15 protein-coding genes are annotated in these 12959 nt (G+C 71.2%); 5 read left to right on the forward strand and 10 right to left on the reverse strand.

Features of this window, described 5'->3' with window-relative positions; genetic code table 11:
- The first annotated feature begins 9 nt into the window (after nucleotides 1–9).
- The 4 genes from PV342_RS26310 to PV342_RS26325 all read left to right on the forward strand — a co-directional run bounded on the left by PV342_RS26310 (nucleotide 10) and on the right by PV342_RS26325 (nucleotide 2356).
- Nucleotides 10–423, forward strand: a complete 414-nt coding sequence (locus PV342_RS26310; protein WP_018562059.1) for a roadblock/LC7 domain-containing protein — start codon at nucleotides 10–12, stop codon at nucleotides 421–423.
- Nucleotides 424–494: 71 nt separating this feature from the next.
- The gene (locus tag PV342_RS26315; RefSeq protein WP_078620109.1) at nucleotides 495–1061 is read left to right on the forward strand and encodes a DUF742 domain-containing protein; all 567 of its coding nucleotides are present in this window, start codon (nucleotides 495–497) and stop codon (nucleotides 1059–1061) included.
- Nucleotides 1042–1620 carry a GTP-binding protein gene (locus PV342_RS26320; RefSeq protein WP_078620108.1) on the forward strand — a complete coding sequence of 193 codons (579 nt, stop codon included), beginning with the start codon at nucleotides 1042–1044 and terminating at the stop codon, nucleotides 1618–1620. The genes PV342_RS26315 and PV342_RS26320 overlap by 20 nt, the downstream gene beginning before the upstream one ends.
- Nucleotides 1621–1774: 154 nt before the next feature.
- Nucleotides 1775–2356 (forward strand): SUKH-4 family immunity protein, encoded by a 582-nt coding sequence (locus tag PV342_RS26325; RefSeq protein WP_400802336.1) that lies wholly within the window; start codon nucleotides 1775–1777, stop codon nucleotides 2354–2356.
- 74 nt (nucleotides 2357–2430) lie between these two features.
- On the opposite strand, the gene PV342_RS26330 is transcribed toward PV342_RS26325, so the two are convergent.
- The 5 genes from PV342_RS26330 to PV342_RS26350 form a co-directional block, all read right to left on the reverse strand.
- Nucleotides 2431–2649, reverse strand: coding sequence for an acyl-CoA carboxylase epsilon subunit (locus PV342_RS26330; RefSeq protein ID WP_018562056.1), 219 nt, complete (start codon nucleotides 2647–2649; stop codon nucleotides 2431–2433).
- 16 nt (nucleotides 2650–2665) lie between these two features.
- A complete protein-coding gene (locus PV342_RS26335) occupies nucleotides 2666–4279 on the reverse strand; it encodes an acyl-CoA carboxylase subunit beta (RefSeq protein WP_361011693.1) in 1614 nt (537 codons plus the stop codon).
- A 167-nt stretch (nucleotides 4280–4446) separates the two neighbouring features.
- Nucleotides 4447–5319, reverse strand: a complete 873-nt coding sequence (locus PV342_RS26340; protein ID WP_500318824.1) for an HpcH/HpaI aldolase/citrate lyase family protein — start codon at nucleotides 5317–5319, stop codon at nucleotides 4447–4449.
- A complete protein-coding gene (locus PV342_RS26345) occupies nucleotides 5316–6392 on the reverse strand; it encodes an HpcH/HpaI aldolase/citrate lyase family protein (protein ID WP_386994551.1) in 1077 nt (358 codons plus the stop codon). Before PV342_RS26345 ends, PV342_RS26340 begins: the two co-directional genes overlap by 4 nt.
- A 93-nt stretch (nucleotides 6393–6485) precedes the next feature.
- The gene (locus tag PV342_RS26350) at nucleotides 6486–6965 is read right to left on the reverse strand and encodes a GNAT family N-acetyltransferase (RefSeq protein ID WP_500318826.1); all 480 of its coding nucleotides are present in this window, start codon (nucleotides 6963–6965) and stop codon (nucleotides 6486–6488) included.
- A gap of 69 nt (nucleotides 6966–7034) precedes the next feature.
- Between PV342_RS26350 and PV342_RS26355 the strand changes: the two genes are divergently transcribed.
- A complete protein-coding gene (locus PV342_RS26355) occupies nucleotides 7035–7868 on the forward strand; it encodes an MOSC domain-containing protein (RefSeq protein ID WP_400802331.1) in 834 nt (277 codons plus the stop codon).
- 70 nt (nucleotides 7869–7938) lie between these two features.
- Here the strand turns inward: PV342_RS26355 and PV342_RS26360 are convergent, their stop codons facing one another.
- The 5 genes from PV342_RS26360 to PV342_RS26380 form a co-directional block, all read right to left on the reverse strand.
- Nucleotides 7939–8445, reverse strand: a complete 507-nt coding sequence (locus tag PV342_RS26360; RefSeq protein WP_018562050.1) for a hypothetical protein — start codon at nucleotides 8443–8445, stop codon at nucleotides 7939–7941.
- 139 nt (nucleotides 8446–8584) lie between these two features.
- Nucleotides 8585–8899 carry a hypothetical protein gene (locus PV342_RS26365; RefSeq protein WP_386994544.1) on the reverse strand — a complete coding sequence of 105 codons (315 nt, stop codon included), beginning with the start codon at nucleotides 8897–8899 and terminating at the stop codon, nucleotides 8585–8587.
- A 398-nt stretch (nucleotides 8900–9297) separates the two neighbouring features.
- On the reverse strand, nucleotides 9298–10902 hold the full coding sequence (gene cimA, locus PV342_RS26370) for a citramalate synthase (protein ID WP_400802329.1): 1605 nt from the start codon (nucleotides 10900–10902) through the stop codon (nucleotides 9298–9300).
- Between the two features lie 375 nt (nucleotides 10903–11277).
- A complete protein-coding gene (locus PV342_RS26375) occupies nucleotides 11278–11892 on the reverse strand; it encodes a TetR/AcrR family transcriptional regulator (RefSeq protein WP_386994541.1) in 615 nt (204 codons plus the stop codon).
- A 22-nt stretch (nucleotides 11893–11914) separates the two neighbouring features.
- Nucleotides 11915–12958 (reverse strand): agmatine deiminase family protein, encoded by a 1044-nt coding sequence (locus PV342_RS26380; protein ID WP_500318830.1) that lies wholly within the window; start codon nucleotides 12956–12958, stop codon nucleotides 11915–11917.
- Nucleotide 12959: the final 1 nt, after the last annotated feature.

The following is a 12959-nucleotide window of genomic DNA, read 5'->3' on the forward strand; positions in this document are numbered from 1 at the left end:
TTGAGTCCGATGAGTCAGGCGGCACAGAACCTGAACTGGTTGATCACCAGTTTCGTGGACCAGACCCCAGGGGTCTCCCATACGGTTGTGGTCTCTGCCGACGGCCTGCTGCTGGCGATGTCCGAAGGATTCCCGCGGGACCGCGCGGACCAGCTGGCCGCGGTGGCCTCCGGTCTGACCTCGCTGACCGCGGGTGCCTCGCGCATCTTCGAGGGCGGCCACGTGAACCAGACCGTCGTGGAGATGGAGCGCGGCTTCCTCTTCATCATGTCCGTCTCGGACGGTTCCTCGCTGGCCGTGCTGGCGCACCCGGAGTGCGACATCGGCCTCGTGGGCTACGAGATGGCCCTGCTGGTCGACCGGGCGGGCAATGTGCTCACCCCCGATCTGCGTGCGGAATTGCAGGGCAGCCTGCTCAACTGACTGACAGGCATGCGGGCGCGTCTGGGGACCCGTAGGGTTTTCAGACGCGCTACCCAGCTGGAGGAGGAACCGTGGCAACGCCCCCAGGCGGAGATCAGTACGGCAATCACCAACAGCAGCCGCCCCTCAAGCGGTTCAACTTCCCCTCGGCACCAAGCCAGGACCCACCCCCCTCCCACGGCGGGGAAAACCCCGGTCCCGGCCCCATGCCGCCGCACCGGCAGCCGAGGATCCAGCCGTACGAACCCCCGCAGGCGCCACCGCCTCGGACAGCGCAGACCGGGCGGGCCAGGACGCCGTCCGGTCTGGTACGCCCCTACGCCATGACCGGTGGCCGCACCCGGCCGCGCTACCAGCTCGCCATCGAGGCTCTGGTCAGCACGACCGCCGACCCGGCGCAGCTGCGGGGCCAGTTGCCGGAGCACCAGCGGATCTGCATCCTCTGCCGGGAGATCAAGTCGGTCGCGGAGATCTCCGCGCTCCTCTCCATCCCCCTCGGCGTCGCCCGAATCCTCGTCGCCGACCTGGCGGAGGCCGGGCTCGTCGCCATTCACCAGCCCGGTGGCGACGATGCCTCGGGCGGACAGCCAGACGTGACACTGCTCGAAAGGGTGCTCAGTGGACTTCGCAAGCTCTAGCGGTCCAGCTCGCTCAACCACCTCGGCGAAGATCGTGGTGGCGGGCGGCTTCGGCGTGGGCAAGACCACGTTCGTCGGTGCCGTATCGGAGATCAACCCGCTGCGTACCGAAGCCGTGATGACCTCCGCCTCCGCGGGGATCGACGATCTGACGCACGCGCCGGACAAGACCACCACGACGGTGGCGATGGACTTCGGCCGTATCACCCTCGACGAGGACCTGATCCTCTACCTGTTCGGTACGCCGGGCCAGGACCGCTTCTGGTTCATGTGGGACGACCTGGTGCGCGGCGCCATCGGCGCGGTCGTCCTGGTGGACACCCGCCGGCTGGCCGACTGCTTCCCGGCCGTCGACTACTTCGAGAACAGCGGCCTGCCGTTCGTCATCGCCCTCAACGGCTTCGACGGGCACCAGCCGTACGCCCCGGAGGAGGTCCGCGAGGCCCTCCAGATCGGTCCCGAGGCGCCGATCATCATCACCGACGCCCGGCACCGCGCCGAGGCGAAGAGCGCGCTCATCACGCTCGTCGAGCACGCCCTGATGGCGCGGCTGCGGTAGCGGTACCCGCTCCCTGCACGACGCGAAAGGCCCCGCACGAGATGTGCGGGGCCTTCGCGTCGGGCCTGACGACAGGAGGACCGTTGCCCGCATCCTTCGAACCGGACGACCCGGCGCACCTCGGCGCCCTCGGAGGCATGGGGTGATCGCCCCCGTGACGGCCGCTTCCCTTGCTGAGGTCTTCGCCCCGGAGCAGATCGTGCGCGTCCGCGCCACGGGGCACCGCGCCACGGGGCAGGAGGCAGGGCTCACGCACGGGCCCACACGCGGTTTCCTGGCGGACGTGGGGCTGCCGGTGGCCGGCGGTGTGCTCTTCGAGCTCCGGAAGGACCTCGCGGACGGCCCGACGCCGCTGCGGACCGCGTCCCTCGTCCAGGACCTGACGGACTACGAGGGGTTCTCCCCCGGCGTCCACCGGTGGCTGCACCTGGGCCGGGCCCTCCACGCCGAGGTGGCCCTCGACGGCGGCACCGGAAGGGTGCACGTGGTCAACCACGAGGTGCGCAGGATCGAGTGGGTCCACACCGACGTCTCGTCGATGGTCCACGGCATGAGCCTGCTGCAGCTCAGGCGCCCCGACTACGACCCTCCCGGCGTGTTCCCCGAGATCGACGACCTCATCCGGATCGCCGAGGAGATCCGCGACGCCCTGACCGCCGTCGATCCCGTCCCGTTCGGCACGGGCGACGGGCTGTGGGAGGCCGTCTTCGACGACATCGCGGGCGGCATGTGGTGAGGACGCCCCCGTACGACGACGACGGCGGCGCGGCACCCGTGAGGGGTGCCGCGCCGCCGTGCGGAGCCGGAGGGTCAGCTGCGCCAGCTGTGCGGCGCGCTGAAGCCGGACTGCCGCTCCAGGCGGCGCCAGCCGGCCGTGGAGCGGGGCTTGACGTACTCGGTCGCGTCCTGGCCCTGGGCCGCGGCGCGGGCGAGCAGGACCGCGGTGAGGGCGGCCAGCTCCTCATCGCTGGCGTGGCCGCGCTCCACGCGCACGAGCGCGGCGGAGGTGCTGTCGGCAGGGGTGCTCACGGGGTTCGTCTCTCCCTTACTGGGGCGGGTTGCCGTGCTTGCGGGACGGCAGGTCGGCGTGCTTGGTGCGCAGCATCGCGAGCGAGCGGATGAGGACCTCGCGCGTCTCGGCGGGGTCGATCACGTCGTCCACCAGGCCGCGCTCGGCGGCGTAGTAGGGGTGCATCAGCTCGGACTTGTACTCCTTCACCATGCGGGCGCGCATGGCGTCGGGGTCGTCGGCCTCGGCGATCTGCCGGCGGAAGATCACGTTGGCGGCGCCTTCGGCGCCCATGACGGCGATCTCGTTGGTCGGCCAGGCGTAGGTCAGGTCGGCGCCGATCGACTGGCTGTCCATGACGATGTAGGCACCTCCGTACGCCTTCCGCAGGATCAGCGAGATCCGCGGCACGGTCGCGTTGCAGTACGCGTACAGCAGCTTGGCGCCGTGCCGGATGATGCCACCGTGCTCCTGGTCGACGCCCGGCAGGAAGCCGGGGACGTCCAGAAGGGTGATGAGCGGGATGTTGAAGGCGTCGCACATCTGCACGAAGCGCGCGGCCTTCTCGCTGGCCTCGATGTCGAGGACGCCGGCGAGGGAGGCGGGCTGGTTGGCGATGATGCCGACGACCTGGCCGTCGAGGCGGGCCAGGGCCACGATGATGTTGGTCGCCCAGCGCTCGTGGATCTCCAGGTACTCGCCGTCGTCGACGAGCTCCTCGATCACCTGGTGCATGTCGTACGAGCGGTTGCCGTCGGCCGGGACGATGTCCAGCAGGACGTCGGAGCGCCGGTCGGCCGGGTCCGCGGCGGGCGCCGACGGGGGGTTCTCGCGGTTGTTCTGCGGCAGCATCGACAGCAGGTAGCGGACCTCCTCCAGGCAGGTCTGCTCGTCGTCGTACGCGAAGTGCGAGACACCGGAGACCTCGGAGTGGACGTCGGCGCCACCGAGCCCGTTCTGGGAGATCTTCTCGCCGGTGACGGCCTGGACGACGTCCGGGCCGGTGATGAACATCTGGGAGGTCTCCCGGACCATGAACACGAAGTCGGTCAGGGCCGGGGAGTACGCGGCGCCGCCGGCGCAGGGGCCGAGCATCACGGAGATCTGCGGGATCACACCGGAGGCGCGGGTGTTGCGCTGGAAGATGCCGCCGTAGCCGGCGAGCGCCGAGACGCCCTCCTGGATGCGGGCGCCGGCACCGTCGTTGAGCGAGACCAGCGGGGCGCCGGCCGCGATGGCCATGTCCATGATCTTGTGGATCTTGCTGGCGTGGGCCTCGCCCAGCGCGCCGCCGAAGATCCGGAAGTCATGGGCGTACACGAAGACGGTCCGTCCGTGGACGGTGCCCCAGCCGGTGATGACACCGTCGGTGTAGGGCTTCTTCGACTCCAGGCCGAATCCGCTGGCGCGGTGCCGGCGCAGCGGCTCCACCTCGTTGAAGGAGCCCTCGTCGAGCAGCAGCTCGATGCGCTCACGCGCGGTCAGCTTGCCCTTGGCCTTCTGGGCCTGGGTTGCCTTCTCGCTGGGGCCGAGCCGGACCTGCTCGCGGATGGCGTGCAGCTCCGCGACGCGCCCGCGCGCGTCATTCGCCGGCTGCGCGGCCTCTTCGGCCTCGGCGGGCTGGGTCGGCACCTCGTCCAAAACGCTCATGCCATCGACCATACGAGCGGAGGGCCGTCAAAATCGGCGTCGACTTCGTACAGTGTCCGGACCCGCTTCATGGAGCATCTGGACAGAACCAACACAAGAAAGGCCCCGCACGACACGTGCGGGGCCTTTTCTTTGTAGCGGTCGTCCACCCGGACTCAACGGGATCGCTACCTTCCGGACACCGCCTCGGCCAGCGCAAGGACACGCCGGGCGTCATCCACATGGAGGTTCTCGATCATCCGGCCGTCCACCGTGACCACCCCCCGGCCCTCGGCCACGGCCTCCTCGAAGGCCTCGATGATCCGCCGCGCCCTGTCGGCCTCCTCCGACGAGGGGGCGAACACCCTGTTGCAGACCTCCACCTGCCGGGGGTGGATCAGGGTCTTCCCGTCGAAGCCGAACCGCCGGCCCTGGACGCACTCCGCCTCGAAGCCGCTCTCGTCGGTGACGTCGTTGTAGACACCGTCCAAAATCACCTTGCCGGCCTCGCGCGCACCCAGAAGGGCGAGAGAGAGCCCGGTGAGGAGCGGGGCCCGGCCCGGGACGTGCTCGGCGTGCAGCTCCTTGGCGAGGTCGTTGGTGCCCATGACCAGTACGCGCAGCCGCTCGGAGGCCGCCGCGACGGCACGGGCGTCCAGCATCGCGCGCGGGGTCTCCACCATCGCCCAGATGGCCGTGTGGTCCGGGGCTCCCGCGGCCTCCAGGGCGCGCTCGACGGCGTGCACCGTCGCGGCCGAGTCGACCTTGGGGACGACCACGGCGTCCGGCCCCGCCTCGGCGGCGGCCCGCAGGTCGTCTTCGTGCCAGGGCGTACCGGGCGAGTTCACCCGGATGGTGACCTCCCGGTACCCGTACTCGCCGGAGGCGGCGGCCGCGGCGACCCGCTTGCGGGCCTCGGGCTTGGCGTCCGGCGCGACGGAGTCCTCCAGGTCGAGGATGAGCGCGTCGGTGGGAAGGGTCTTCGCCTTCTCCAGGGCGCGCTCGTTCGCGCCGGGCATGTAGAGGACGGAGCGGCGCGGCCGCAGGATCGCGTCGGTCATCGGTTCTGCTCCTGCTCCTTGAACGCGGCCTCGTACGCCTGCGCCAGCTCCGGGTCGCGGTCGGCCAGCGCCTCCGCGAGCTCGACGACGACGCGGCACTGCTTGACCGTGGCGTCGTCCTGCATCTTGCCGTCGATCATCACGGCGCCGGTGCCGTCGCCCATGGCGTCGATGACCCTGCGCGCCCAGGCCACGTCGGCGGGCGCCGGGGAGAAGACCCGCCTGGCGATGTCGATCTGCACCGGGTGCAGGCTCCACGCGCCGACGCAGCCGAGCAGGAAGGCGTTGCGGAACTGGTCCTCGCAGGCGGTGGTGTCCTTGATGTCGCCGAAGGGCCCGTAGTACGGGAGGATCCCGTGCGCGGCGCAGGCGTCGACCATGCGCGCGATCGTGTAGTGCCACAGGTCCTGCTGGAAGGTCAGCCGCGGCAGCTCCATGTCCGGATCCTTCGGGTCCTCCCGCACGAGGTACCCGGGGTGTCCCCCGCCGACCCGGGTGGTCTTCATGCGGCGGCTCGCCGCGAGGTCGGCGGGGCCGAGGGAGATGCCCTGCATCCGGGGGCTGGCCCCGGCGATCTCCTCGACGTTCGCGACGCCCGTCGCGGTCTCCAGGATCGCGTGGACGAGGATCGGCCGCCCGATGCCCGCCTTGGCCTCCAACTGGGCCAGCAGCCGGTCGACGTAGTGGATGTCCTCGGCGCCCTCGACCTTGGGCACCATCACGACGTCGAGCTTGTGGCCGATCTCGGTGACCAGGGTCAGCAGGTCGTCCAGCGCCCACGGCGAGTCGAGGCTGTTGATCCGGGTCCACAGCTGGGTGCCGCCGAGGTCGTGGGCCTTGGCCGTGGCGACCAGCCCCGCACGGGCGGCCTCCTTGCGGTCGGCCGAGACGGCGTCCTCCAGATTGCCCAGCAGGACGTCCACCGTGGGGGCGATGGTGGGTACCTTCGCCGCCATCTTCTCGTTGCTCGGATCGAAGAAGTGGATCATCCGCGACGGCCGGAACGGCACTTCCCGTACGGGGGCCGGGGCCCCCACGGCCAGCGGTCGGAAGAAGTCCTTCGCGGAACGCATGCGGTCTCCCAGGGTTCGAGGGTGGGGAGCGTACGGCGCTCACCCTATGATCCGCGGGGTCCTCGCGTTACTGGTCGGTACGTGTGCCGTTGGTCACCGGTCGGCCGCCGGCGGCAGACGGTAGGTCAGGTCCGGCTCGCCCTCCTCGTTCGCGGTGCTCTCGCTGCCGGGGACGGCCAGGAAGCCGTGCCGTTCGTAGAACGCGCGTGCCGCGGTGTTGCGCCGGAAGACGTGCAACGACAGTGGGCCGTCCGGGTGGTGGCGCACGACCTCGTCGAGCAGTCGCGTGCCGATCCCGCGCCGGCGCACGTCGGGCCGCAGGTAGAGGTGCTCCAGCCAGTCGCCCCCGAGTGCCGCGAAGCCGAGCGCGGCCCCGGTCCCGGCCTCCTCCGCGAGCCAGACCCTGCACTGCTCCAGGACGATGTTCGCGACCCACCACCGGGTCTCCTCGTCGTTGTGCAGTCGGGGCAGCCAGGGCATGGCGGCCTGCCGGGAGGCGAGGAAGACCGCGGTGACGGCATCCGCGTCCGCGGCCCGCGCGGGTCGGATCCGCGGTGTCGTGTCGTCGCTCACGCGATGACCGTACTCCGGGCACGGGAGCGTGATCGAATGGGTTTCTCCACCCCGGGAAGGACCAGCCCCATGACCGCCGCTACCGTGCACTCGCTGACCTGCTACCCCGTCAAGGGCTGCGCCGGCGTGCCCCTGGCCGGCTCGGCCGTCACCGCGACCGGTCTGGTCCACGACCGTACGTTCATGGTGGTCGACGCGGCCGACGGATCCTTCCGCAGCCAGCGGACGCTCCCGCGGATGGCGGTCGTGCGCGCGGACGTCACCGACGACGGCAAGCACCTTGCGCTGTCGGCGCCCGGGGCCGGGGAACTGACGCTGGAAGTGGCGTACGAGGGGCCGCCGCGCGAGGTCGTCCTGTTCGACCGGCCGCTGGGGCCGGCCGTGGACCAGGGCGAGGAGGCCGCGCGCTGGTTCTCCGAGGCGCTGGGTGCGCCCTCGCGCCTGGTGCGGGTCCGTCCCGGCTTCGACCGGGACGGCTGGGGCGAGCACCCGGGCAAGGTCAACTTCGCCGACGCGCACGCCCTTTCCGTGGCCTCGCTGGCCTCGCTCGACGACCTCAACCGGCGCATCGCCGAACGCGGCGGCACGCCCGTGCCCGTGGACCGCTTCCGCCCCAACATCGTGGTCGCCGGCTGGAGCGAGCCGCACACCGAGGACCGGGTGCGGCTCGTGGACGTCGGCACCGCCCGCCTCGGCTACTCCGTGCGCGCGATGCGCTGCTCCGTACCGCTGGTCGACCAGGCGACCGGCCGTACCGCCGGGCCCGAGCCGGTGCGCACCCTGGCCGGCTACCGGCGGGAGCCGGAGTACGGCAACAAGGTGAGCTTCGCGATGAAGGCTGCGGTGCTCCGGCCCGGCGCGATCGCGGTGGGCGACCCGGTGGAGGTCCGGGCCTGGGCGTGAGCGTCGTCAGGGTGCGGGACCGCCCGCGGCACGGCCGTGACCGTGCCGCGGGCGGCTCGCCCGGCACGGCTCAGCAGCCGCCGCAGTTGTAGTACAGGACGTCCCAGTGGTTGCCCTCGTCGGCGTAGATGTTGCCCGAGCCGGAGCGGTACTGGGGGGCGCCGTCACCGCGCAGGCCGATGTAGGTGAAGGCGCTGTGGATGTAGTTGGTGACGCAGCTGTTCTTGCCGTAGTCGAGCTTGTAGCCGTTCCAGTGCGAGTAGGTGCCGCTCGCGTGGCCGGTCTCGGTGCCGCCGGTGATGTTCAGGGCGCAGCCGGTCGCGCCCTTCAGGGTCACCGCGCCCTGGGCGGTGGCCAGGTTGAGCTGGTCGAAGGACGTGCAGGTCGCGTTGTTGCGGTTGGAGCAGCCGCCTGACGAGGACCAGGTGATCCCGGCGTTGCGGAACATCGTCGTGGCCTGGGCGTGCGTCAGTTTCGTGACGGCGTAGGCGTCGTGGGACGCGGCGAGACCGACGCCGGGGGCGAACAGCACCCCGAGCGCGAGGACGAGCGCGCTCAGGACGGAGCGGAACTTCATGGGGATTCCTCCTGCTGGGGACCGTGCTTCCGGTGGGGCGGCGGTGCAGGTGGAGCAGGTGGGGCAGGAGGAGTGTGCCCGGTGTTCTACGCGCGTATGCGCGCCAGTTGGGGCGCACGCGCGCGGATCCCGCGGGGCGCTAGTGGTCGCACTTGGCGTTGTAGCCGACGTTGTAGCCGCTGGAGTAGCCCGACTTGTACTTCGCGTTCGTCGTCTCCGGGCTGTAGGAGTCGTAGTACGAGCAGGACTTTCCGTCGAAGCGTCCGTCGAGGAGCCCGGCGTTGTAACCCTGCTGGTACTTCGGGTCGTCCTTGGTGGGAGCCTGCTGCGCGGACGCCGTCGCGTGGTGCGACGTGTCCGCGGACGCCGTTGCCGGGACCGCCGACGAGAACGCCAGCGCCGCGGCCGCGACGAGGGGGCTTGCCAGCAATGCGATGCTTCGCTTGGCGCGCATGAATTTCTTCTTCCCTGGAATCTGGTACGCGCGGACGGTGCGCTCGACCCGGCCGGGGGCGCACGGAACACATGCGGAGCGGGCCTGGAGAGCGAAATCTGCAATGCGGTGCGCCGGGCACCACGACAGCCGGTCGATTCCGGCTGCGCACGCCATCTGACCTGCGGATCAAGTCATCCCATGTCGATGACGCCGACAATTCGACCGTAACGACCCGGGCGCCGGGTGTCCACTCATGGACGCTTGCTCGTCTTGGACGGATCAATCACCCGGAATTACCCGGCGTGAATTCCGGTGCCCCTGGCAATTGTTTCGCCGCGGCAGCCGTGCCGCGTGACCGACGCCCTGTCGGGGCGGCGGACGCGGGTGATCACGCCGCGTCCGCCGCGTCGGGCCCCTCAGTCGTTCGCACGCGGCTCCACGCCGGCGCGCAGCAGGCCGTACGCGTAGGCGTCCTCCAGTGCCTGCCAGGAGGCGGCGATGACGTTCTCGCCGACGCCGACGGTGGACCATTCGCAGCTGCCGTCGGAGGTGGAGACCAGCACCCGGGTGATGGACTCCGTGCCGTGCTTGCCCTCCAGGATGCGTACCTTGTAGTCCACCAACTCCAGCTTCGCCAGCTGCGGGTAGGTCCGCTCCAGCGCGACGCGCAGCGCGCGGTCCAGCGCGTTGACCGGGCCGTTGCCCTCGGCGGTGGCGACGATGCGCTGGCCGTCGGCCCACACCTTGACCGTCGCCTCGTTGGCGTGCGTGCCGTCGGGGCGGTCCTCGACGATGGCGCGCCAGGACTCGACCCGGAAGTAGTGCAGCGGCCTGCCCTCCACCTCCTCGCGCAGCAGGAGTTCGAAGGAGGCGTCGGCGGCCTCGTAGGTGTAGCCCGCGAGTTCGCGCTCCTTGACGCGCTCCACGACGCGGCCGACCAGCTCGCGGTCGTCGCCGAGGTCGATGCCGAGCTCCTTGCCCTTGAGCTCCACCGAGGCACGGCCGGCCATGTCGGAGACCAGCATGCGCATGGTGTTGCCGACGAGTTCCGGGTCGATGTGCTGGTAGAGGTCGGGGTCGACCTTGATCGCCGAGGCGTGCAGCCCCGCCTTGTGGGCGAAGGCCGAGATTCCCACGTACGGCTGGTGGGTGGAGGGCGTGAGGTTGACAACCTCGGCGATGGCGTGCGAGATGCGGGTCATCTCGGCCAGCGAACCGGCGGGCAGGACCTTGCGGCCGTACTTGAGCTCCAGCGCCGCCACGACCGGGAAGAGGTTGGCGTTGCCGACCCGCTCGCCGTAGCCGTTGGCGGTGCACTGGACGTGGGTGGCGCCCGCGTCGACGGCGGCGAGGGTGTTGGCGACGGCGCAGCCGGTGTCGTCCTGGGCGTGGATCCCCAGGCGGGCACCGGTGTCGGCGAGCACGGTGCGGACGACGGCGGTGATCTGGGCGGGGAGCATCCCGCCGTTGGTGTCGCACAGGACGACGACGTCCGCGCCGGCCTCGTGGGCGGCGCGCACGACCTCCTTGGCGTACCCCGGGTTTGCCTTGTAGCCGTCGAAGAAGTGCTCGCAGTCGACGAAGACCCGGCGTCCCTGGGAACGCAGGTAGGAGACGGTGTCCCGGACCATCTCCAGGTTCTCCTCGAGCGTGGTGCGCAGGGCCAGCTCGACATGCCGGTCATGGGACTTGGCGACCAGCGTGATCACCGGGGCTCCCGACTCCAGCAGCGCCCTGACCTGCGGGTCCTCTGCGGCGTTACCGCCGGCGCGGCGCGTGGCGCCGAACGCCACCAACTGGGCGTGCCGCAGGTCCAGCTCCGCGGCGGCACGGGCGAAGAACTCGGTGTCACGCGGGTTGGCGCCGGGCCAGCCGCCCTCGATGAAGCCCACCCCGAAGTCGTCCAGGTGCCGGGCGATCGTCAGCTTGTCGGCGACGGTGAGGTTGATGCCCTCGCGCTGCGCGCCGTCGCGCAGCGTGGTGTCGAAGACGTGGAAGCTGTCGTCCAGTACGGCCGTCATGGTTCGTTCCAACTCCTGTCGGGTGAGTGGTTCCGGAAGACCGGGCTCCACTTGCCCCCATCATCCCTCGCGCTGCGCCGCCTCCGGCGCGGGTGGGCCGGGAAACGAAAAAACCCCTCGCGGGTGCGAGAGGTCTGCGCGCGGGTCTGGGACACGGTGGTCGCTTCCGCGATGGTCTGCGGTTCGGCGATCACTGAGGACCGGCGCGCCTGCTGCCGATAATCATGGCGAACGAGGACACATCGGCAGTCTGCCACAGGACCCGCGGACGTGGGACACGGTCTCAGGATGCGGGCACCCGGTCGGCTGCGGGCCGGAACGGCCGCGTCCGGCCGGACCCCGGGCGGCCGCGCCGCCCCGGCCGTGAACCTTCCGTCAGACCGCGGGGGCCGGGGTGAGGGCGTCGTCCAAGAACTCCTTGACGTGCTCCAGGGTCTGCCCGCGGTCCGTCCCCGGCAGCCCGATGACCAGGGGCACCCCGAACCCGTCCAGCAGCGCCCGCAGCCGTACGGTGAAGCGCTCGGGGTCCAGGGGCCGGAAGTCGCCGCGCGAGATGCCCTCGGCGAGCAGGGCGACCAGGTCGCGGTGCCAGACCAGTTCGAGATCCAGCTGGCGGCGCAGCACGTCCTCGGCGGCCGTCGTCCTGTTCCAGATCTCGGACCAGAGCGTCCAGCGCGGGTCGCGGCGCCCGTCGGGAAGGTAGAGGTCGATCACGGCGTCGAGCCGTTCCCGGGGGGCTGCGGGGCCGCCCAGCACCCGCCGGCGCTCGGCGGCGAGCTGCTCCTCGCTCCATTCGAGGGTCTGCAGCAGCAGCTCCTCCTTGCTGCCGAAGTAGTAGAGGACGTGGCCGCTGCTCATGCCGACCTGCCGGCCGAGGCCCGCGATGGTCAGCTCGGCCAGCCCGCGCTCGGCGATGGTCGCCATGGCGGCGGCCATCACGTCCTCGCGCGGCTGCTTGAGCCGCCGCCGCGGGCGGGCGGGTCCGGTCACTGTTCCTCCGGAGGCGGTGGGGTCACACCTGGGGCTGCTGCTGGGTCACGCAATGAATACCACCACCGTGGGCGAAGATCGTACGAGCGTCCACCAGCACGACCTCCCGCTCCGGGAAGAGCCGCTCGAAGACGGCCTTGTTGACCTCGTCGGCGGGGTCGTCGAAGGCGCACAGCACCACGGCGCCGTTGCAGAGGTAGTGGTTGACGTAGGAGTAGTCGACCAGCTCGCCGTCCACCTCCCGGACCTGCGGCGCGGGCAGTTCCACGACCTCCAGCGGCCGGCCCCGGGCGTCGGTGGCGGCCCGCAGCAGGGACGCGACCTCCCGGGAGACGGCGTGGTCGGGGTGGGCCGGGTCCTGCTGGCTGTGGACGACGACCACGCCGGGACGGACGAAGGCCGCCACGATGTCGACGTGCCCGCGGGTGCCGAAGCGCCCGTAGTCGGCGGTGAGACCGCGGGGCAGCCAGATCGCCTTGCGGGTGCCGAGGAAGGCGTGGACCTTGGACTCCGCCCGCTGCCTCGTCCAGCCCGGGTTGCGGCCCGGGTCGAGTTGCACGGTCTCCGTGAGCAGCACGGTGCCCTCGCCGTCGACATGGATGCCGCCGCCCTCGTTGACGAAGGAGGTGGCGTAGCGGGCGGCGCCGGCCCGCCCGGCGACGAAGGCGCCGATCTCCGCGTCGTGCCCCCAGGCCGCCCATTCCTGGGCGCCCCAGCCGTTGAACGTCCAGTCGGCGGCCGCGAGGCGCCCGCCGCCGGTCAGGAAGGTCGGGCCCATGTCACGCATCCAGGCGTCGTCCAGCGGCGCCCCGGCGACCGTGACGTCCCCGCCGCCGGAGCCGAGCAGCTCCCGGGCGCCCGCCGTGTCCTCGGGCCGGGCCACGACGGTCACGGGCTCGAAGCGGGCCACCGTCAGGGCCACCTCGGCCCAGGCGGCGCGGGACTCGGCGAGGTCGTCCGCGCCGTCGAAGGTGACGCTGGGCGACGGCCACGCCATCCAGGTGCGGGTGTGCGGGGCCCACTCGGGCGGCATGGTGTAGCCGTCGGCGGCGGGGGTGCTGGGCATG

The organism is Streptomyces sp. PA03-3a (genome assembly GCF_033792735.1).
Taxonomy (GTDB): domain Bacteria; phylum Actinomycetota; class Actinomycetes; order Streptomycetales; family Streptomycetaceae; genus Actinacidiphila.